14 protein-coding genes are annotated in these 20,294 nt (G+C 73.9%); 6 read left to right on the top strand and 8 right to left on the bottom strand.

The annotated features are described in order from the left end of the window. Nucleotides 1-35: 35 nt before the first annotated feature. Nucleotides 36-899: a hypothetical protein gene (locus ACZ51I_RS17255; RefSeq protein ID WP_468876434.1), complete on the bottom strand. Its 864-nt coding sequence runs from the start codon at nucleotides 897-899 to the stop codon at nucleotides 36-38. 132 nt (nucleotides 900-1,031) lie between these two features. On the opposite strand from ACZ51I_RS17255, the gene ACZ51I_RS17250 reads away from it, so the two are divergent. Continuing rightward, on the top strand, nucleotides 1,032-2,831 hold the full coding sequence (locus ACZ51I_RS17250; RefSeq protein WP_468876433.1) for an ABC transporter ATP-binding protein: 1,800 nt from the start codon (nucleotides 1,032-1,034) through the stop codon (nucleotides 2,829-2,831). After that, on the top strand, nucleotides 2,828-4,672 hold the full coding sequence (locus ACZ51I_RS17245) for an ABC transporter ATP-binding protein (RefSeq protein ID WP_468876431.1): 1,845 nt from the start codon (nucleotides 2,828-2,830) through the stop codon (nucleotides 4,670-4,672). Before ACZ51I_RS17250 ends, ACZ51I_RS17245 begins: the two co-directional genes overlap by 4 nt. A 13-nt stretch (nucleotides 4,673-4,685) precedes the next feature. Here the strand turns inward: ACZ51I_RS17245 and ACZ51I_RS17240 are convergent, their stop codons facing one another. Next, complete coding sequence (locus tag ACZ51I_RS17240; RefSeq protein ID WP_468876429.1) at nucleotides 4,686-6,191, bottom strand: MFS transporter; 1,506 nt, start codon at nucleotides 6,189-6,191, stop codon at nucleotides 4,686-4,688. A gap of 125 nt (nucleotides 6,192-6,316) precedes the next feature. Here ACZ51I_RS17240 and ACZ51I_RS17235 point away from each other — a divergent pair, with 125 nt between their 5' ends. From ACZ51I_RS17235 to ACZ51I_RS17225, 3 genes are all read left to right on the top strand, one after another. Next, nucleotides 6,317-7,216: a TetR/AcrR family transcriptional regulator C-terminal domain-containing protein gene (locus ACZ51I_RS17235; protein ID WP_468876427.1), complete on the top strand. Its 900-nt coding sequence runs from the start codon at nucleotides 6,317-6,319 to the stop codon at nucleotides 7,214-7,216. Nucleotides 7,217-7,481: 265 nt separating this feature from the next. Next, nucleotides 7,482-9,500, top strand: a complete 2,019-nt coding sequence (locus ACZ51I_RS17230) for a M4 family metallopeptidase (RefSeq protein ID WP_468876425.1) — start codon at nucleotides 7,482-7,484, stop codon at nucleotides 9,498-9,500. Between the two features lie 84 nt (nucleotides 9,501-9,584). Beyond that, on the top strand, nucleotides 9,585-9,728 hold the full coding sequence (locus tag ACZ51I_RS17225; RefSeq protein WP_468876423.1) for a hypothetical protein: 144 nt from the start codon (nucleotides 9,585-9,587) through the stop codon (nucleotides 9,726-9,728). Between the two features lie 36 nt (nucleotides 9,729-9,764). Here ACZ51I_RS17225 and glgP read toward each other — a convergent pair whose 3' ends face one another. From glgP to ACZ51I_RS17195, 6 genes are all read right to left on the bottom strand, one after another. Continuing rightward, nucleotides 9,765-12,320, bottom strand: coding sequence for an alpha-glucan family phosphorylase (glgP, locus tag ACZ51I_RS17220; RefSeq protein ID WP_468876421.1), 2,556 nt, complete (start codon nucleotides 12,318-12,320; stop codon nucleotides 9,765-9,767). A 107-nt stretch (nucleotides 12,321-12,427) separates the two neighbouring features. Beyond that, nucleotides 12,428-13,756 carry an FAD-dependent monooxygenase gene (locus tag ACZ51I_RS17215; RefSeq protein ID WP_468876419.1) on the bottom strand — a complete coding sequence of 443 codons (1,329 nt, stop codon included), beginning with the start codon at nucleotides 13,754-13,756 and terminating at the stop codon, nucleotides 12,428-12,430. A 21-nt stretch (nucleotides 13,757-13,777) separates the two neighbouring features. Next, entirely contained in the window at nucleotides 13,778-14,881 is a 1,104-nt protein-coding gene (locus tag ACZ51I_RS17210; protein WP_468876417.1) for a monodechloroaminopyrrolnitrin synthase PrnB family protein, read from the bottom strand. A 106-nt stretch (nucleotides 14,882-14,987) separates the two neighbouring features. Beyond that, the gene (locus tag ACZ51I_RS17205) at nucleotides 14,988-16,418 is read right to left on the bottom strand and encodes an MFS transporter (RefSeq protein WP_468876415.1); all 1,431 of its coding nucleotides are present in this window, start codon (nucleotides 16,416-16,418) and stop codon (nucleotides 14,988-14,990) included. Continuing rightward, nucleotides 16,415-17,845, bottom strand: coding sequence for a 4-hydroxyphenylacetate 3-hydroxylase family protein (locus ACZ51I_RS17200; RefSeq protein WP_468876413.1), 1,431 nt, complete (start codon nucleotides 17,843-17,845; stop codon nucleotides 16,415-16,417). The genes ACZ51I_RS17205 and ACZ51I_RS17200 overlap by 4 nt, the downstream gene beginning before the upstream one ends. Nucleotides 17,846-17,983: 138 nt before the next feature. Next, the gene (locus ACZ51I_RS17195) at nucleotides 17,984-18,973 is read right to left on the bottom strand and encodes an AraC family transcriptional regulator (RefSeq protein ID WP_468876411.1); all 990 of its coding nucleotides are present in this window, start codon (nucleotides 18,971-18,973) and stop codon (nucleotides 17,984-17,986) included. A 118-nt stretch (nucleotides 18,974-19,091) separates the two neighbouring features. Here ACZ51I_RS17195 and ACZ51I_RS17190 point away from each other — a divergent pair, with 118 nt between their 5' ends. After that, entirely contained in the window at nucleotides 19,092-20,033 is a 942-nt protein-coding gene (locus ACZ51I_RS17190) for an SDR family oxidoreductase (protein ID WP_468876409.1), read from the top strand. Nucleotides 20,034-20,294: the final 261 nt, after the last annotated feature.

The following is a 20,294-nucleotide window of genomic DNA, read 5'->3' as shown; positions in this document are numbered from 1 at the left end:
CGGCGGGTGCGGGCGTACGGCTCCGGGGCGTCCGTTCAGTCCCGGGCGCCGTCACGCGGGACGGCGAGTTCCGCTTCGAGCCGGGCGAGGTGGCGGGCCTCGGCGTCCTTGCGGACGGCAGCGAAGCGTCGGTCGACCAGGAGGACCGGGATCAGCCACAGGTAGCCCCAGACGCTGAACGAGTCCACGACGCCGGTCTGGCGGAGGAACTGGTTGGTGACGAAGACCAGGAGGACCGAGACCGCCCAGACGGCGGGACGATAGCGCCCGAGGAGGCGTACGGGTGCGTCCCAGGGGCCCGCGAGGGTGTCGAGCATCGCGGCGCGCACGGCGGCCTCGCGGTCCGCCGGGTCGGCGGCCTCGGCCGCCCGGGCGGCGGCCAGGGCCGTGCCGCCGCCGTCCTTCGCGAGGGCGTCGGTGAGGGCACGGGCCTGGGTCACCGTCGCGGCGTGGGTCTGCCGGGTGGCGACGGTCTCGCGCGCGAGGTTCATCCGCAGGTCGTCCCAGTAGCCGCGGCGGGCCCAGCGTTCGGCGGCGGCGACCCGGCCGGCCTCGGCGGACCCGGGGTCCAGCTCCTTCAGGCGCCGGGAGAGGGCGACGGCTCGGACGGCGCGGCCCGGGTGGTCGAAGTCGTCGGCGCGCAGGCACAGCTCGGTGTATCCGGCGAGGAGGCCGAGGTGGTCGGCGTCGAGGGCGAGGCCGGCGCGGAAGGCCTTCTCGGCTTCGTCGTCGTGGTCGTCCTCGTCCTCCGCGGTGTGGCCGAGCGCGAGCCAGCAGTACAGGTCCGGGTGGGGGCCGAGCTCGTCGAGGCCCTCCTGGGCGGCCCGCCGGACGGCCGCCATGCCGCCGGCGAGGTAGAGCTGCTCGCAGCGGTCGCCGTAGTCGTCGAGTGTGGTCATGTGTGGTGCCCCTTGCGCCTGGCCCCCTGTGGGGTCGCGCAAGTCTCCGACGTGCGGCTTCGGCGGGTCAAGGCCGGCCGGGTCCGAAAACCGGATGAGACGCGTCAGTGGTGAACCGTATGGTCGGACCTGATGCCCGAGAAACCGAACCCCCCGCGCCCCGACCGCTCGACGGTCCGCGTCCTGCTCCGTCTCTGGCCGTACGTGCGGCCCGTGCGGGGACGGCTGTTCACGGCCGCGGTCGTCGCGATCGTCGCCTCCTGTCTGTCGCTCGTCATCCCGCTCGTCCTGAAGTGGCTGGTGGACGGGCCCGTCGCGGACCGGGATCCCGGGGGCGTCTGGCTCGGGGCGCTCTATCTGCTGCTCCTGGGGGTCGCCGAGGCCGTCCTGTTCGGCTTCCGCCGCTGGCTGGTGGCGCGGCCGCTGTCCTCCGTGGAGGCGCGGATGCGGGCCGAGCTGTACGGCAGGCTCCAGCGGCTCCCGATCGCCTTCCACGACCGGTGGGCCTCCGGACAGCTGCTCTCGCGCGGGACGACGGACCTCATGCTGGTCCGGATGTTCCTGGCCTTCCCGCTGACCTTCCTGCTGGTCAACGCCGTGACGATCCTCGCCGGATACGTCCTCCTGCTGGCCCAGGACTGGTCTCTCGGCCTGGTGCTCCTCACGCCCGTCATCCCCCTCGTGATCGTCAGCAATCTCTTCGAGCGCCGGTACGGGGTGGTGGCGCGAACGGCCCAGGACCAGGTCGGCGACCTGACGACGGTCGTCGAGGAGAGCGTCCTCGGCATCCGGATCGTGAAGGGCTTCGGCCGTCACCGCAGCCAGGCGCACGCCTTCCGCGAACTCGCCCGGGACCTCCGGGGCACGGAGCTCGTCAAGGCGCGGCTGCTCGCCATGATCTGGGCGGTCATCACCGTCGTACCGGAACTGGCCATCGGCGCCACCCTCGTGCTCGGCACGGTGCAGGTCGCCGACGGTCACCTGTCGGCGGGCACCCTCGTCGCGTTCCTGTCGACGGCCCTGGCGCTGCGCTGGCCCGTCGAGTCGATCGGCTTCCTCCTCGCGATGTCCCAGGAGGCGGCGACCGCGACGGAACGCTACTTCGAGGTGATGGACGCCGAGGAGGAGCCGGAGACGGGCCGCCGCGCCCAGGACGGCCCCGCCCCCGACCCCGGGCGCAGCGCGCCCGACGGGGTCCGCTTCGAGGGTGTCACCTTCCGCTACCCGGACGCTCCCGAGGACGCGCCGCCCGTCCTCGACGGCATCGACCTCCACATCCGCCCCGGCGAGACCCTGGCCCTCGTCGGCGGGACGGGCTCCGGCAAGACGACCCTCACGGCGCTCGTCCCCCGGCTGCACGAGGCGACGGCCGGCCGGATCCTCCTCGACGGCGAGGACATCGCCCTCATGGAGCGGGAGAAGCTCCGCTCCCTCGTCTCCGTGGCGTTCGAGGAGCCGACGCTGTTCTCGGCGAGCGTCGGCGAGAACGTCCTGATGGGCGCGGACGGAGCCGGCGAGCCCGAGCTGCGGCGCGCCCTGGGCGTCGCGCAGGCGGACGGCTTCGTCGACCGCCTCCCGGACGGCACCGCGACCCAGGTCGGCGAGCAGGGCCTCAGCCTCTCGGGCGGTCAGCGGCAGCGGCTCGCCCTGGCCCGCGCGGTGGTCGGCAGGCCCCGGTTCCTCGTCCTGGACGACCCGCTCTCCGCGCTCGACGTCCACACCGAGGCCCGGGTCGAGGCGGCCCTGCGGGAGGTCCTCAAGGAGACGACGGCCCTGGTCGTGGCGCACCGCCCGTCGACGGTGATGCTCGCCGACCGGGTCGCGCTGCTCTCGCGGGGCCGGATCGCGGCCGTGGGCACCCATCAGGAACTGCTGCGCGGCAGCGCCGAGTACGCCTGGCTGATGTCCGGCGAGGGGGACGAGAACCGATGACGGACACCACGCTCGTGGAGACGGCGGAGGAGAAGGCCCCGGCCGGACCGTCCGACCCCTTCGACCGCGACGACCTGCCCACGCCCCCGGGAGCGACGGGGGCCCTGCTCCGCTCCCTCCTCGCCGCCCACCGGGCCCGGGTCGTGCTGGCGGCCCTGATCCTCCTCCTCAGGGAGGCGGCGCTGCAGGCGGGCCCGCTGATCGTCGCGTACGCCATCGACCGGGGCGTCCCGGCCTTCCGCGCGGGTGACCAAGGCCCGGTCGTCGCCGTGGGACTGGGCTATCTCCTCTGCGCCACCCTGTCGGGCGCCCTCCAGTACGCCTTCGTGCGCGGGGCGGCCCGCGTCAACCAGGACGTGCTGCTCGACCTGCGCGGCCGGATCTTCCGGCACGCGCAGCTGCTGAGCGTGGACTTCCACGAGCGGTACACCTCGGGCCGGTTGATCTCCCGCTCGACGACGGACGTCGAGTCGCTGCGCGAACTGCTCTCGGAGGGCCTCCAGGAACTGATCGGCGTGGTCCTCTCCTTCGCGTCGATCTCCCTGATCCTGCTCTGGCTGGACTGGGGCATCGGCGCGGTGGCGGTCGCCTCCTTCCTCCCCCTCCACCTCCTGATCCGGCTCTACCAGCGGCGCGCGGGCGAGGTGTACGCGGAGCGGTCCACGGCCATCGCGGGTGTGATCGTGAAGTTCGCGGAGACGATGAACGGCATCCGGCCGGTCCGCGCGTTCCGCCGGGAGAAGGTGAACGACGCGGAGTTCGCGCGGCTCAACCACCGCCACGAGCGCAGCAACGGCGACGCCCTCCTCGAAATGGCCCGTTACGTCGTCGGCTCCCGCCTGGTGGCGAACACGGCGGTGGCCGGCATGTGTCTCTGGGGTGCCTACCGGGTGGCGGCCGGGACGCTGGAACTGGGCGTCCTGGCGGCGGCGGTGCTGTACATGCGGCGCCTGTACGACCCGATCGACCGCCTCGGCATGTTCCTGAACTCGTACGAGTCGGCGGCCGCGTCCCTCACCAAGATCGCCGGCCTGCTCGCCCAGGAACCGGGGGTCCCGGAGACCACCGCGCCCCGGGAGCTCCCCCACCGCTCGGGTACTCCCGGCAGGGAGGTCGTCTTCGAGGGTGTGCGGTTCGCGTACCGGACGGGCGGCGAGGTCCTGCCCCGCTTCGACCTGACGATCCCGGCGGGCCAGACGGTGGCGGTGGTGGGCGCGACGGGCGCGGGCAAGTCGACCCTCGCGAAGCTCCTGGCCCGGTTCTACGACCCGACCGAGGGTCACGTACGGCTCGACGGCGTGGACCTCCGCGACCTCACGACACCGGACCTGCGGCGCGGGATCGTGATGGTCACCCAGGAGGCCTTCCTCTTCTCGGGCACGGTCGCGGACAACATCGCGATCGGCCGCCCGGACGCCACCCGGGCCGAGATCGAGGAGGCGGCGAAGGCGATCGGGGCGCACGAGTTCATCTCCACGCTCCCGGACGGCTACGACACGGACGTCCGCAAGCGCGGCGGCCGGATCTCCGCCGGCCAGCGCCAACTGGTCGCCTTCGCCCGCGCCCTCCTCGCGGACCCCGCGGTCCTGATCCTGGACGAGGCGACGAGCTCCCTGGACGTACCGGGCGAGCGGGCGGTGCAGCGGGCGATGGACACGGTCCTCGCGGGCCGTACGGCGGTGGTCATCGCCCACCGCCTGTCCACGGTCGAAGTGGCGGACCGCGTCCTGGTGATGGAGTCGGGCCGCATCGTCGAGGACGGCCCCCCGTCGGCCCTGGTGAAGGGCGAGGGCCACTACGCGGGCCTGCACCAGGCCTGGCGCGACAGCCTGGTGGGCTGATCCGAGGACCTGATCACGACCCGCCGGACGGGCCCTGAGCCCGCCGCAGCAGGGCGAGGCACAGGGCCGACGCCAGGACCATGAGGAGTGCCGCGCCGCCGGCGGCCCCGGTGAGTGCCTCGGTGAAGGCGGTGCGGGCGGTGGCGAGGACCGGGGGCGAGGAGGTCAGGGCCCCACCGAGCGTCTCGCGGGCGGCGGGCGGGGCCCATGAGGGCATCGCGGAGGTGTAGACGGCGGCCCCCACGGAGCCGAGGACCGCCATGCCGAGCGCGCCGCCGAGTTCGCTGCCGGCTTCGAGGACGGCGGCGGCCGCGCCGGCCTGCTCGGGCGGCGCGGCGCCGAGGGCCAGTTCGTTGGCGAGGGTCATCGCGGAGACGAGCCCGGCGGCGTAGACGGCGCTGCCCACGAGGACCACCCAGAGGGGCGTGGCGCGGTCGACGGTCACCAGCCAGGCGAAGCCCGCGGCGGAGACGAGGAACCCGCCGCCCATGACGTACGCCCGGTCGATCCGTCGCGCGAGCACGGCGGCGAGGGGCGCGGCGGCCATGACGCCGCCGGTGGGGACCAGGCTCCACAGGGCCGCTTCCAGGGGGCTCTGGCCGAGGACGGACTGGAGGTACTGGGTGAGGAAGACGGCGAAGCCGACGGTCGCGGCCATGGCGAGCAGGTTGACGAGGAGCGAGCCGCCGTAGGCCGGGGTGCGGACGAGCCGCAGGTCGACCATGGGGTGGGAGAGCCGTGCCTGCCGGCGTACGAAGACGACGCCGAGGAGCAGCCCGGCGGCCACCCCGAGAGCGGGCACGGGGGCCCACCCGTTCTTGGCGAGCTCCTTGACGCCGTGGATGACCGGGAGCAGGGCGCCGAGGGAGAGCACGGCACTGGCGAGGTCGAACCGCCCGCCGCCGGCGCGGCTCCTGGACTCGGGCACGAGCAGCGGTGCGAGGACGAGCAGCAGGGCCATGGCGGGCAGGTTGAGGAGGAACACGGAGCCCCACCAGAAGCGCTCCAGGAGCGCGCCGCTGACGACGGGTCCGAGGGAGATGCCGCTCGCCATGACGGTGGTCCACAGGGTGACGGCCTTGGTGCGCTGCGCCGGGTCCTGGAAGAGGGTGCGGATCAGGGCGAGGGTGGACGGCATGAGGCAGGCGCCGGCGACGCCGAGGAGCGCGCGGGCGCCGATGAGGGTGCCGGGGCTGTGGGCGTAGGCGGCGGCGCAGGAGGCGGCGCCGAAGAGGGCGGCGCCGCCGAGGAGGAGCTTGCGGCGCCCGACGCGGTCGCCGAGGGCGCCCATGGTGACGAGGAGTCCGGCGAGCACGAAGCCGTACATGTCGAGGATCCACAGCTGCTGGGTCGCTCCGGGCCGGAGGTCGGCGGCGATGGAGGGGATCGCGAAGTAGAGGACGGAGACGTCCATGGAGACGAGGAGGAGCGGGAGCATGAGGACGCCGAGGGCGGTCCATTCGCGCCGTCCGGCGCGGGCGGGCCCGGGGGCCGTCGCGGGGTCGTGGGTGACTGTCATACGAGGAGCGAAGCAACACCGGGCGTACGACGCCACGAACGCCCTAGTACACCCCAACCCGCGCCCATGAAGTCCCAGTTCGGGCCCGTGTACACCGTCAGGGTGCACTAGTACGCTGCCACCCCATGACGACGGAACCGCCCTACCTGGCCATCGCCGCCGAGATCCGGCGCCGCGTCCGCACCGGGGAGCTGGCCCCGGGCGACCGGGTGCCGTCGACGCGGGCGATCACCCGGGAGTGGGGCGTGGCGATGGCGACGGCCACGAAGGCGCTGGCGGCGCTGCGCCAGGAGGGCCTGGTCCGGGTGGAGCCGGGGGTGGGCACGCTGGTGGCGGAGCCGGCGCGGCGGGCGGCGGGTCCGGCGCTGACCCGGCCCCGGATCGTCCGGGCGGCGCTCGAACTGGCGGACGCCGAGGGCCTGAACGCGCTGACGATGCGCCGGGTCGCGACCGCCCTGAACACCTCGACGATGGCGCTGTACCGGCATGTGCCGGGCAAGGCGGAGCTGGTGCGGCTGATCGCGGACGCGGCGTGCGGCGAGGTGCCGTTGGGGCCGGTGCCCGCGGACTGGCGGACGGGCCTGGAGCAGGGGGCGCGCTGGCTGCGGGGGGTGTACGCCCGGCACCGGTGGATGGCGCACGCGATGGCGTCGTTCACGCGGCCGGTGGCGACGCGGAACGCGATGAGGTACACGGAGTGGATCCTGCGGGCGCTCAGGGGAACGCCCCTGTCCTCCACGGACAAGCTCCACGCCCACCTGTCGATCTTCGCCTACGTCCAGGGCCTGTCGATGGCGGACGACCTGGAGGAGCAGGCGCGCCAGGACACGGGGATCTCCGACGGTGAGTGGATGGAACAGAATGAGCCACGCTTCGACGCGATCCAGGCAGCCGGCTCGTACCCGGAGCTGACGGCGGTCACCAGCGGCGGGGGCTTCGGTCTGGACCTGGAAGCGCTCTTCGAATTCGGGCTCCGCCGAACGCTGGACGGCATCGCGGCCATGATCGGGGAAACGTCCGGTTAACGAACACGACCGTACGGGCAGCGGACGATTTCCGGCCAACTTCCCGACGCGGTCCTGACAGGTCCCCGACATTCCTGTCACTCTCTCCCCGGTTCTTCGCATCAAAGTTCACCGCTTCACCCGAACGAGTAGCGCCGCACCCGAAGGGGTGAGGTGCCGCTCGCACGGGGTTCCGCGTCACGTGCACGTGCTCCACAGCTCTCCTTGCTCCGCCCGGACGGGCTCACCCAGGTCCGCCGGTACCCCCCTCGCATAAGGAGTCTGCGTGAGATCCACGCCCAGCCGTCGCGCCACCGCGACCGGCGCTCTGATCGCCGCCGCCGCCATGCTCACCGTCGGCGTCCAGTCCGGAGCCGCCTCGGCCGACACCTTCGCCGCGGCCCCCGCGGCTCTGTCCGCCGGCAAGGCCAACCCCGGCAAGCTCCCGGCCGACCTCTCCCCCGCCGAGCGCGCCGCGCTCATCAAGGCGGCCGACGCCGACAAGGCCGCCACGGCCAAGTCCCTCGGCCTCGGCGCCCAGGAGAAGCTCGTCGTCCGCGACGTCGTCCAGGACCGCGACGGCACGACCCACACGCGCTACGAGCGCACCTACGCCGGACTCCCCGTCCTCGGCGGTGACCTGATCGTCGCCGAGTCCAAGGCCGGCGCCACCACCGGGGTCATCAAGTCCAACCGCGCCGAGCTCAAGAACGTCGACCTCGCCGCCGACGTCGCCCCGGCCGCCGCCGAGAAGCAGGCCCTGGGCCGCGCCGCCGCGGAGGGCTCGAAGAAGGCCACCGCCGACCGCGCCCCGCGCAAGGTCGTGTGGATGGCCCAGGGCGCGCCCGTCCTCGCGTACGAGACCGTCGTCGGCGGCCTCCAGCACGACGGCACCCCGAACGAGCTGCACGTGGTGACGGACGCCAGGACCGGCGCGAAGCTCTACGAGTGGCAGGCCATCGAGACCGGCATCGGCAACACGATGTACAGCGGCCAGGTGACCCTCGGCACCGCGCCCTCGTACTCGCTGACCGACACCGGCCGCGGCAACCACAAGACGTACAACCTCAACGGCGGTACGTCGGGCACCGGGACGCTGTTCACCAACACCACGGACACGTGGGGCAACGGCCTCCCCTCCAACAAGGAGACCGCGGGCGCCGACGCGCACTACGGCGCCGCCCTCACGTGGGACTACTACAAGAACGTCCACGGCCGCACCGGCATCCGCGGTGACGGCGTCGGCGCGTACTCCCGCGTCCACTACGGCAACGCGTACGTGAACGCCTTCTGGTCCGACTCCTGCTTCTGCATGACGTACGGCGACGGCTCCGGCAACACCAAGCCGCTCACCTCCATCGACGTGGCCGCGCACGAGATGACGCACGGCGTCACCTCGAACACCGCCGGCCTGGTCTACAGCGGCGAGTCCGGCGGCCTCAACGAGGCCACCTCGGACATCTTCGCGGCGGCGGTCGAGTTCTACGCCAACAACGCCAACGACAAGGGCGACTACCTCGTCGGCGAGAAGATCGACATCCGCGGCGACGGCTCCCCGCTGCGCTACATGGACAAGCCGAGCAGGGACGGCTCGTCCAAGGACTCGTGGTACTCGGGCATCGGCTCCATCGACGTCCACTACTCCTCGGGCCCGGCGAACCACTTCTTCTACCTGCTCTCCGAGGGCAGCGGCGCCAAGACCGTCAACGGCGTGAACTACGACTCGCCGACCTCCGACGGCCTGCCGGTCACCGGCATAGGCATCGACAAGGCCCGCCTCATCTGGTTCAAGGCGCTCACCACCAAGTTCGGCTCGTCGACCAACTACGCCGGAGCCCGCACGGGCACCGTCGCGGCGGCCACCGAGCTGTACGGCGCCGGCAGCGCCGAGGTCGCGGCCGTCGAGAACGCCTGGGCCGCCATCAACGTCGGCTCCCGCCCCGGCGGCCCCGGCGGCGGCACGGTCTTCACCAACGACGCCGACGTCTCCATCCCGGACAACGGCGCCGCGGTGACCTCGTCGCTGACCGTCTCCGGCGTCAGCGGCAACGCGCCGTCGACGCTCAAGGTCGGCGTGGACATCGTCCACACCTACATCGGTGACCTGATCGTCGACCTCATCGCCCCCGACGGCTCCGTCTACAACCTGAGCAACCGGGCCGGCGGCAGCGCGGACAACATCAACCAGACCTACACCGTGAACGCCTCCTCCGAGGTCGCCAACGGCGTCTGGAAGCTCCGCGTCCAGGACAAGGCGTCGATCGACACCGGCTACATCAACAGCTTCAAGCTGACCTTCCCGTAAGCCACACCACACGGGAGCGGGCGCCCGGAGGGATCCTTCCCTCCGGGCGCCCGCGCGTCCGCGTACCCGCCTACCCCGGACCGCATGATCAGGGTCCGGCGCGCCCCCGCGGAGCCGCGCGGCAGGGACGAATGCCGGTGCTACCGGGCCACGATGCCGGCCGCGATCCCGGTGTACCGGCTCTGCTTCGTCGACGGGCACCTCGCCGACAAGGCCGAGGTGCCGTGACGGGGGGATCCCTGGTGCCGGGGGCCCGTGAGGCGGCTACCTCAGCAGGACCCCCGCCCCCTCCCCCGTCGTCTCCGACGGCAGGGCCGCGAGGCCGAGTTCGGCCGGCTGGGCGAGCAGCGGGTGGGCGGGCAGGACGCGGACCGTGCAGCCGAAGGAGCCCGTCCGGTCGAGCTCCAGGGTGCCCGCGTAGGGCAGCCGGCCCTCCAGGTCGGGGCCGCCCGCCGGCTTGAGGGTGACGGTACGGGTGGCGGCGAGGGTGTCGTCGGCGTCGACCCGGCCGGTGACGGCCTGCACCTCGACGTCGTCGGGGCCGAGCGCACCGAGCGTCACCCGGACCCGGACGACGGGTGTCGCGCCCAGCTCCGCGTCGGCGAGGTCGTCCGCGAGGCCGTCGCCGACCTCGACGTGGTCGACGGTCACCTTGGGCCAGGCCTCCCGGACCCGGGCCTTCCAGGCGGCGAGGTCCCGCGCCCGGTCCGGGGTGAGGGCCCGGCGGGCGGCGGCGGCGGGCACGTACAGCTTCTCGACGTACTCGCGGACCATCCGGTCGGCGAGCACCTTCGGGCCGAGGTCGGCGAGGGTGCGCCGGACCATGGCCGTCCAGCCGGACGGCACGCCGTCGGGGCCCCGGTCGTAGAAGCGGGGGGCGACCCGGCGCTCGATCAGCTCGTAGAGGGCGGCGGCCTCCAGGTCGTCGCGGCGGTCCTCGTCGGCGGCGGCCGCGCCGTCGGCGGTGGGGATGGCCCAGCCGAAGTCGGGCTCGAACCACTCGTCCCACCAGCCGTCGAGGACGGATAGGTTGAGGCAGCCGTTGAGGGCGGCCTTCATGCCGCTGGTGCCGCACGCCTCCAGGGGGCGCAGGGGGTTGTTGAGCCAGATGTCGCAGCCGGGGTAGAGGCCGCGGGCCATCTCCATGCCGTAGTCGGGCAGGAAGACGATCCGGTGCCGGACGCGGGGGTCGTCGGCGAACCGGACGAGTTCCTGCACGAGCCGCTTCCCGCCGTCGTCGGCGGGGTGGGCCTTGCCCGCGACGACGAGCTGCACCGGCCGCTCGGGGTGGAGCAGGAGTGCCCGCAGCCGGTCCTTGTCCCGCAGCATCAGGGTGAGCCGCTTGTACGAGGGGACGCGGCGGGCGAAACCGATGGTGAGGACGTCGGGGTCGAGGACGGACTCGGTCCAGCCGAGTTCGGCGGCGGCCGCGCCGCGCTGCCGCCAGGAGGCCCGCAGCCGGTCCCGTACGTCGGCGACGAGCCGTTCGCGGAGGGTGCGGCGCAGCTCCCACAGCTCCCGGTCGCCGGCGTCGGGTGGGAGCAGGCCGACCTCGGGGGCGACCCAGGTGGGGGCGTGGACGCCGTTGGTGATGGAGGTGATCGGCACCTCGTCGGCGTCGAAGCCCGGCCAGAGTCCGGCGAACATGGAGCGGCTGACGGCGCCGTGGAGGGTGGAGACGCCGTTGGCGCGCTGGGCGAGGCGCAGGCCCATGGCGGCCATGTTGAAGACGCCCGGCTCGCCGCCGAGCGGGGTCTCGTCGCCGAGGGCGAGGATCCGGCCGAGGTCGACCCCGGGCAGGGCGCCGTCGTCGCCGAGGTGGCGGGCGACGAGGGCCCGGTCGAAGCGGTCGATGCCGGCCGGGACGGGGGTGTGGGTGGTGAAGACGGTCCCGGCCCGGACGGTCTCCAGGGCGCTGTCGAAGTCCAGTCCCTCGCCCAGGAGTTCGCGGACGCGTTCGAGTCCGAGGAAGCCGGCGTGGCCCTCGTTGGTGTGGAAGACCTCGGGCGCGGGGTGGCCGGTGAGCCGGGTGTAGGTGCGGACGGCGCGGACGCCGCCGATGCCGAGGAGCATCTCCTGGAGGAGCCGGTGCTCGCTGCCGCCGCCGTAGAGCCGGTCGGTGACGCTCCGTTCGCCGGGGGCGTTCTCCTCGACGTCGGAGTCGAGCATGAGGAGGGGGACGCGACCGACCCGGGCGATCCACAGGTGGGCGTGGAGGCTGCGGCCGCCGGGCAGGGCGAGGGTGATCCGGGCGGGGGCGCCGTCGGCCTCGCGGAGCAGGGTGACGGGCAGCTCGCCGGGGTCGAGGACGGGGTACTGCTCCTGCTGCCAGCCGTCCCGGCCCAGGGACTGCCGGAAGTAGCCGTGGCGGTAGAGCAGTCCGACGCCGATCAGAGGGACGCCGAGGTCGCTCGCGGACTTGAGGTGGTCGCCGGCGAGGATGCCGAGGCCGCCGGAGTACTGGGGCAGGGCGGCGGCGACGCCGAACTCGGGCGAAAAGTAGGCGACGGCGGCCGGGGCTTCGCCGGTCCGGTCCTGGTACCAGCGGGGGGCGTGCAGATAACGGTCGAGGTCCTCGGCGGCGGCGCTCAGCCGGGCCAGGAACTCCTGGTCGGCGGCGAGCGCGGCGAGCCGGGGCCGTTCCAGGGCGCCGAGGACGCGGACGGGGTCGGCGCCGGTCAGGCCTTCGGGCGCGAGGGAGTCGAAGAGCGCCCGGGTGGGCTCGTGCCAGGACCAGCGCAGGTTGTGCGCGAGGCCGGCGAGGGGTCGAAGGGTGTCGGGGAGGACGGGACGCACGGTGAATCGACGGATTGCCTTCACGTTGTCCACCTTCGCAGGCGAGTACGGAGCGGAGTGGGCGCACCACGCTGTGCGCCCGGCGTGCCGCTCCGACGTTAGAGGACTGCGCCGCGGCGGGCCACGGGGCGTCAGGGGGCCGGGACGACGGTCTCGTACGGGGAGCCCTGGTTGACGGTGGCCGGGTCGAAGGCTCCGGTGGTGGCGTACCGGTCGGCGATGGTGGCGAGTTCCTCGGCGGGGATGACCTGGTGGATGTCGGTGAAGCCGTGCGGGGCGCGCGCATGGGCGAGGTTGATGACGACCTCGGGTCCGAGTTCCCGGTTGGCCCGCTGGAGCGCGGTCATGGCGGGCCGGCGCTCGCGCTCGTAGGCGGCGAGTCCCTCGGCGGGGTCGGCGTGGAGGGCGAGGGCGTGGGCGAGGGCGCGGGCGTCGACGATCGACTGGGTCGCCCCGTTGGAGCCGATGGGGTACATGGCGTGGGCGGCGTCGCCGATGAGGGTGGTGCGGCCGTGGGTCCACCGGTCGAGGGGGTCGCGGTCGACCATCGGGTATTCGTGGGCGGTGTCGGCGGCGCGCAGGACGGCGGGGACGCTGACGCCGTCGAACTCCCAGCCCGTGTAGTACGGGAGGAAGGTCTCTACGGGGACGGCGCGGTTCCAGTCGCCCCGCAGGCGCTCCTCGCAGGCGGCGCGGGGGGTGTCGGCGGGGCGGGCGAGCGCCCAGTTCACGAGGACCTCGCGGCCGGGGCCGGTGGGCCGGCTCATGGGGTAGACCACGGCCTTCTGCCGGTCGTCGCCGGCGATGAGCATGAAGGAGCCCACGGCCCGCGCGGGCATCCGGGACACCCCCCGCCACACGAGCATCCCGTTCCACGGGGGCCCTCCCTCCGCCGGGTTCAGTGCGGCCCGGACGGCGGAGCGGATGCCGTCGGCGCCGACGAGGACGTCCGGTTCGAGGGAGGCCCGGCCCCGGACGGCTCCTTCGCGGTGTTCGAGGCGCAGGCGGGGCCGCCCGTCGGGGAGCAGTTCGACGCTGGTCACCTTGACGCCGGTGACGAGGGCCGCGGTGCCGAGCCGGGCGCGGACGGCGCCGGCCAGGACCTGCTGGAGGTGGCCGCGGTGGACCGACAGCTGGGGCCAGCGGTAGCCGGCGCCGAGGCCGCGTGGTTCCCGGGTTATCAGTCCGCCCGAGCGGTGGTAGTAGCGCAGCTCGCGGGTGCGCAGGGCGCCCGCCTCCAGGGCGTCGAGCAGGCCGAGCGCGTCGAGTTCGCGGACGGCGTTCGGCATCAGGTTGAGTCCGGCGCCGGCGGGGCGGATGGCCGCCGCGGCCTCGACGACCGTCACCCGCTCGAATCCGGCGGCGTGCAGGGCGAGGGCGGCGGTGAGCCCGGCGATGCCGCCGCCGGCGATCACGATGTGGGGGCTGTGCCCGGGGTACGTGTCGGTGTGGGGGGACATGTCGACTGCTCCTTCGCGCGGTTACGCGGCCGGGCCGACGGGCGCCGCGGCGGGACGGCGCCGCGCGGTCGCGCGGCGCACCATGGTCTCGTTCTCCCTGGTCAGGTCCAGGATCGAGCGCAGCAGCACGACGGGGGCCCCGCCGCTGCCCTCCTCGTACAGGCGGACGTCCTCGCTGTACGCCTTGCGGGCGATGCCGAGGTGCCGGGCCCGGAAGGTCTTCAGGGTCCGCAGGACGCGGCCGAGCGCCTCGGCCGAGGCGGCGAGCGCGGGCGGCAGCCGGTCGGCGCCCTCCCAGCTGACCGCCGCCGACAGCTTGCTGACGGCGGAGATCCCGCCCCGGTGCCGGGTGTGGAAGGCGCGCCAGGACGGCAGGGCGTAGGGCAGGGACTCGGTGAGGAAGGCGTCGTAGGCGGGATCGGAGCGGTCGCACTGCCACAGGGTCAGGTCGACGAGCCAGAGGGGGACCTGTGCGGCGGCCGGGCCCAGGTAGTCGCGGCCCGCGATCTCGACCTCCTCGAAGTAGGGACGGAGGGTGAGCGCGAAGTACTCGGGCGGGACCTGCGCGACCGTGAGGTCGATGGCGTCCACCATGGCGCGGACGTGGCCGGCGATCCGGTGGAGGGCGGTGGCGAAGCCGGGGTCGTACGGTTCGAGGCGGGCGACCCGGGCGCAGTCGTCGAGGGCCGCGACGAGTCCCGGGAACACCATCCGCACCGCGTCCTGGAGGCGGGCCTCGGTCGGGTGGCCGGTGTAGGTGCGGCGGCGGGGGCCCGGCGGGTTCCAGGTCGTGTAGTGGTGGACGGTGTCCCGGGGGACCATGTCCGTGCGCCGGCCCAGGAGTTCCAGGACGGGCAGCGCCTCGGGGACCGCGGCGAGCGGCTGCACGCCGTGCCGTTTCAGGGAGCCGAGCAGGATGCCGAGGTCCCGCATCGCGGCCAGCGCGCCGCCGACGCTCCACTGCGCGGCCCGCTCGGGCTCGGGCAGCAGGGCGCGCAGGGCGACGGCCAGCGCGGCCGTGTCGGCCCGCGCGTTCAGCGCGGGCACCGCCGCGAGCAGGGCGTCGGCGCCGAGCGGGTCGGCGGCGCGTATGTCCTCGGTCAGATGACGCGGGTCGCCGAGCAAGGCAGCGCTCCTTCTTCTTGGGGCTCGGTTCGCCTCCGGGGCGCGGGTGCGCCGCTTCGGCTCACTGGCCGGGTGGTCGTGGGGATGGGGGGCAGGGCCGGTGGGGTCAGTACGGATCGGGCACCCGGTCCTCCGCCGCCGGGGCCCGCTCCGGGAGGTGCAGGCGTACGGAGAGGAGGGCGGCCAGGGCGGCGAAGGCCGCGCCCGTGAGGAGGGCGGCCCGGAAGCCGGCGGTCTCGGCGGCGGCCCGGGCCGCGTCCGCCGCCCGGGTACGGGTGGTGGCGACGGCCACCAGGACGGCGAGGCCGAGGACGGAGCCGAACTGCTGGGCGGTGTTGACGAGTCCGGAGGCGAGTCCGGCCTCCTCGGGCGCGGCGTCGGCCGTGGCGGCCACGTTGGTGGTGACCATGACCAGCGGGAGGGCGGCGCCGATCAGGAGGCTGGGGGTGAGGACGGTGCTCGCGAAGGTGCCGCCGGGGGTGAGCGCGAGGGCCAGCCAGAGGGTTCCGGCGCACAGCAGGACGAAGCCGAGGGTCATGGCGCGGTGGAGGCCGATACGGAAGATGATCCGGCCGGTCTGCGGGGCGACCGCGACGACGACGAGGGAGAGCGGCAGGAGTCCGAGGCCGCCGCCGAGGGGACCGTACCCGAGGACGCTCTGGAGGTAGAGGCTCACCAGGAAGAACATCGGGAACAGCGTGGTCTGGGCGAGCGCGGCGAGGGCGTTGGCCAGGCGGAGCGCGGGCCGGGCGAGGACCGGGGGCGGGACGAGCGGGGCGGCGGCCCGGGTCTCGACGGCGGCGAAGGCGAACAGCAGCGCCAGGCCCGCGCCGCCCGCGCCGAGGGTGCGGGTGGAGAGCCATCCGGCCTCGGCGCCGCCGACGAGGGCGTAGGCGACGAGGCCGAGCCCGGCGGTCGCGGTGAGCGCCCCGGTGAGGTCGAAGCCCCCTCGGGACGCCCGCCCGGTGCGCGGGTCGAGGACGGCGGCGGCGGCGAGCGCGAGGACGGCGGCGAGGAGCACGTTCAGCCAGAACGTGGCGCGCCAGCCGAGGAGGTCGGTGAGGACGCCGCCGAGGACCGTGCCGAGGACGCCGCCGAGGCCGCCCATGGCGGCGAAGGCGCCGAGGGCCTTGTGCCGGGCGGGGCCGTCGGGGAAGAGCAGGAGCAGCAGGGCGAAGGCGGCGGCCGCGGCGAGGGCGGCCCCGGCGCCCTGGGCGGCGCGGGCCGCTACGAGGGCGCCGGCGCCGGGGGCGAGACCACCGGCGGCGGAGGCGACGGCGAGCAGGCCGAGGCCGCCGAGGAAGACCCGCCGGTGGCCGAGGAGGTCGGCGACGCGTCCGCCGAGGAGAAGGAGTCCGCCGAAGGTGATGAGGTAGGCGTTGGCGACCCAGGAGAGGCCGGCGGAGCCGGAGCCGAGGTCCTCGCCGACGGAGGGCAGCGCGACGTTGACGATCGCGGTGTCCATGATCAGGAGGAGCTGGGTGGAGGCGAGCAGGGCGAGTGCCCCGCGCCGCGGGCCCGGTGGTGGGGTCGTCACCGGGTCGTCCCCAGGCCGTAGCCGTCGAGGCAGGACTGGGCGAGGCTTTCGCACTCCTCCGCCGCGCCGGCCCAGGTCTGCATGGTCAGGTAGACGTGCGGGGCGCCGTGGTAGAAGCGCTCGTACTGCTCGTGGCGGCCCGCGAACTCCGAACCGAGCGCGTCCCAGGCGAGTTTGAGGAGTTTGACGCGGTCTTCGGCGGGGTGGCCGGGCGCCCCGAAGTAGCGGCGGACCAGCGGCCCGAGTTCGGGGTGGAGGAGGTCGCGGCCGCTCGCGGGGAGCTGGACGAGGGCGCCGCCGGCGAGGAGCTTGATGTCCTGGACGGCGCGCGGGTAGAGCTCGCCGGCCATGATCCGCTGGGCGAAGGAGATCTCCCGCCCGGGGCGGACGCCGCCGCGCCCGCCGTCGACCTCCTCGTACGAGGCCTCGGCGGCCAGTACGAACGCCTTGGCCTGGGCGACCATGCCGAGGAGCCGGCCGATGGCCTGGGTGACGGCCGGCAGGTTCCCGGTGCCGTTCGAGCGGGTGAGGAGGATCGCGAGGCCGGTGAGGAACTCCAGCTTGGTCCAGAAGCGGGTGGCGGACTGGTGGACGAAGTTGAGGTAGGCGGGGGTCTGCCACCAGATCGCGCCGGTGGTGGCCGGATCCCGGTAGGTGAGGACCCGTTCCCACGGGACGAGGACGTCCTCGCAGACGAGCATCGCGTCGTTCTCGTCGTACCGGGAGGAGAGCGGGTGGTCGAAGACGGACCGGGCGCGTTCCTCGTAGGAGGTGCGGGAGATCAGCTTGAGGCCGGGGGTGTCGAGCCGTACGGAGAAGGTCACGGCGTGCTCGGTGTCGTCGGCGGCGAGCGGCTCGATGGTGCCGACGAGGAGCTCGTCGGCGAAGACGGCGCCGGTCCCGATGGTCTTGGCGCCGCGGACGACGATCCCGCCGTCGCGTTCCCCGACGACCCTGAGGGTGAGGTCGTCCTCGCCGTGTCCGGAGGCCGGGTTGGTGAGCGTGAACGCGGTGTGCAGGTCTCCCTCGGCGAGCCGGCGGTGGAAGGCGAGGGCGTGCTCGGCGCCGTCGAAGGTCTCGCCGGTGAAGACGGCGGGAGCGGCGGCGAACCCGGCCGCGCCGGCGGCCATGTAGTCGGGGGTGCGGCCCAGGTAGCCGTAGCTGGCCTCCGCGGTGGTGCGGAAGGCGCGGCGGCGGGCGACGAGGTCCTCGTAGGAGCGGGGCACCGCGCAGGCGCGGCGGACCCCGCCCTGGACGAGGACGGGGTGGTGGACGGGGTCGTCGGCGAGGTCGTACAGACCGGCGAAGGAGGCCGCGGAGGCCCGGAAGGCGGGATGGGCGGTGACGTCCTTGACCCGCTCCCCGTCGAGCCAGATCTCGCGCCCGTCGCGCAGTCCCTCCAGATACTCCTGCCCGGACCTCGTCACCGGTGTATCGCCTCTCCTCGGGTGTCACGGCTGTGCCGGTCCCGAGCCTGTACGGGGCACCCGGGCCGGACAATGAACGTCCGTCCACGGGTCCTTAAGAACCGTCCAGGGGCTCCCGAAGATGTCAGGTCGGGCGGGTCAGGCGGCCCTGGCCTCCCCCGCCCGGTACTCGCCGGGGGTCACCCCGAACCACTTGCGGAAGGCGAGGTGGAAGCCGACGGCGCTGCGGTAGCCGACGCGGGCGGGCACCGCCGACTGCGGCAGGGAGGTCTCGGCGAGGAGCCGGCCGGCCTCCTGCATGCGGCGGGCGGCGAGGTAACGGGCCGGGGACTCGCCCACGAGTTCGCGGAAGGCGGCGGTGAACGCGGAGCGGGACATGCCGACCTCGCGGGCCAGGGAGTCGATCGTCCAGGGGTCGGCGAACCGGGTCGCCATCATGACCACCGCCCGGCTGATCCCGGGGTGGCGGAGCAGCGGCAGCGAGGCCGGTTTCCCGGCGAGCTCGCGGAGCAGCGGGCGCAGGGCGAGGACGAGCGCCATCTCGAAGGCGCGGAGGGTGATGAGCCGGTCTCCGGGGCCGACGGGCCGGTCGGGGGCGGCGAGCAGCCGGAGGGTGTCGCGGAGCAGCGGTTCCCGGTCGACCTGGGGGGCGTCGAGGACGAGGGCCCAGGGCAGGGAGGTGTAGAGGCCGGTGGCGGCGCTGGCGTCGTAGTGAAGCCCGGCGCACAGGAGGCGGCTCTCGGGTCCGCTGCCGTCGATGACGATCTCGCCGGAGGTGCCGGGCTGCCGTTCGGGCAGGACGGCCTTGAGCGGGACGCCCTGGCGGTCGGGCCGGTCGGAGAGACGGTGCGCGGCTCCGGTGGGGAAGACGACGAGATCGCCGGCGTGGAGCCCGAGGGGGGTCTCCCCTTCGGCGGTGATCCAGCACTCGCCCTCGACGACGTAGTGGAGGACGGCGCAGCTGCGTTCGGCGTCCCCCTCGATGGCCCAGGGCGCGCGGACGTGCCAGCGGCTGTCGAAGACTCCGGTGAGCCGGAGGGGTTTGAGGAGTTCGCTCAGCAGGTCCTCGTGTTCGCACACGTCGAGGGGGTCGCTCTGGTCGTGACGGTCGGTTCCCACGGTTTCCATGGACGATCCTTCAACTTCCGCCCCGGTTTGTTAATTGAACGGCCGAAGCCGCCGCGGCGAGCCTGGAGGGACGCCGGTACGACAGCGGTGACAGCCTATCGAAGGGCCTCAGACACACATGTCCAGTGAGTTTCCGATGCGGGTGGCGGTCGTGGGCGCGACCGGCTTCCAGGGCGGCGCGGTGGCCCGTCTCCTCGCCGAGCGCCACCACCGGGTGCGGACCCTGACCCGGCGCCCGGAGGCGGACCGGCCGCCGCTCCCCGGCGCCTTCTTCCTCTCCGGCGACCTGGGGGTCCCGGGCGATGTGCGGAGGCTCTTCGCGGGGTCCACCCACGCCTTCGTCACGATGCCGCTCGTGTACGACGAGACGCGGGTGGAGGCGTACGCGCGGAACATCGCGGAGGCCGCGCTCGCGGCGGGCACGGAGCGGCTCGTCTTCAACGCCAACACCCGGATCCCGCTGGGCCCGACGGATGTCGCCGCCTTCGAGACGCGCCGGCTCGCGGAGCGGGTGCTGCGGGACAGCGGGGTGCCGATGGTGGTGCTCCGGCCGCCGGTGTACCTGGACAACCTGTTCTCTCCGTGGAACGGCCCGGCCCTCGTCGACGACGGGGTCCTCGCCTATCCGCTGCCTGAGTCCGCGCGGACGGCCTGGCTGTCGCACCGGGGCCTCGCGGAGGCGGCGCTCGCGGCACTCGGCCGGGAGGGTCTGGAGGGCCGGACCTTCGACATCGGCGGCGACCGCGCCCTGACGGGCCGCGAGCTGGCGGCGGCCTTCGGGCGGGGGCTCGGCCGGACGGTGCGGTACGAGGAGCTGGATCCGGCCGTCTTCGAGCGGGGCCTGGCGCAGCTGCTCGGCCCGGCGACGGCGGCCGGGGTGGCGGGGATCTACCACTACATGGCGGGCGGCGCGGATCCGCTGCTGATGTCGGACGACGACGGGGTGTCGTCGGAGGTCCTCGGCCTGGAGCCGGCTCCGGTGGAGGAGTGGGTGGCCCGCCAGCCCTGGCAGGTGTGGTCCACGGACGCGGAGGAACCGGACGCGTCTCCGCACCGCTGACGCGGCCGTCCGAGCGAGCCCCGCCCTCCGAGGCGGGGCTCTTTCTTGTCCGGTCGGCGCCCTTGTCCCCGGAGCTACGTCCGAGTAGTTAACAAAGCACCGGATTGCCCACCCGAGAACCGTGGGAAGGCTCCTGCGGTACACCTCCGCACCCGTCTCCCCGCACCTCCCGTTCCTCCCTGTTCATCCCTGTGGACCCGCCATTCGAGTGAACGCTGACAGGAGCCGTCATGCCCGCAACCCGCCGGCCGCCGACGGAGC

It is taken from the genome of Streptomyces sp. NPDC034084 (assembly GCF_055575535.1).
This window is presented reverse-complemented; position numbering and strand designations above follow the sequence as displayed.

Excerpts from the sequence above, each read along its gene's own strand:
- ACZ51I_RS17255 (WP_468876434.1), bottom strand. The coding sequence starts at position 899 with ATGACCACACTCGACGACTACGGCGACCGCTGCGAGCAGCTCTACCTC.
- ACZ51I_RS17250 (WP_468876433.1), top strand. The coding sequence starts at position 1,032 with ATGCCCGAGAAACCGAACCCCCCGCGCCCCGACCGCTCGACGGTCCGC.
- ACZ51I_RS17245 (WP_468876431.1), top strand. The coding sequence starts at position 2,828 with ATGACGGACACCACGCTCGTGGAGACGGCGGAGGAGAAGGCCCCGGCC.
- ACZ51I_RS17240 (WP_468876429.1), bottom strand. The coding sequence starts at position 6,191 with ATGACAGTCACCCACGACCCCGCGACGGCCCCCGGGCCCGCCCGCGCC.
- ACZ51I_RS17235 (WP_468876427.1), top strand. The coding sequence starts at position 6,317 with ATGACGACGGAACCGCCCTACCTGGCCATCGCCGCCGAGATCCGGCGC.
- ACZ51I_RS17225 (WP_468876423.1), top strand. The coding sequence starts at position 9,585 with ATGATCAGGGTCCGGCGCGCCCCCGCGGAGCCGCGCGGCAGGGACGAA.
- ACZ51I_RS17215 (WP_468876419.1), bottom strand. The coding sequence starts at position 13,756 with ATGTCCCCCCACACCGACACGTACCCCGGGCACAGCCCCCACATCGTG.
- ACZ51I_RS17195 (WP_468876411.1), bottom strand. The coding sequence starts at position 18,973 with ATGGAAACCGTGGGAACCGACCGTCACGACCAGAGCGACCCCCTCGAC.
- ACZ51I_RS17190 (WP_468876409.1), top strand. The coding sequence starts at position 19,092 with ATGTCCAGTGAGTTTCCGATGCGGGTGGCGGTCGTGGGCGCGACCGGC.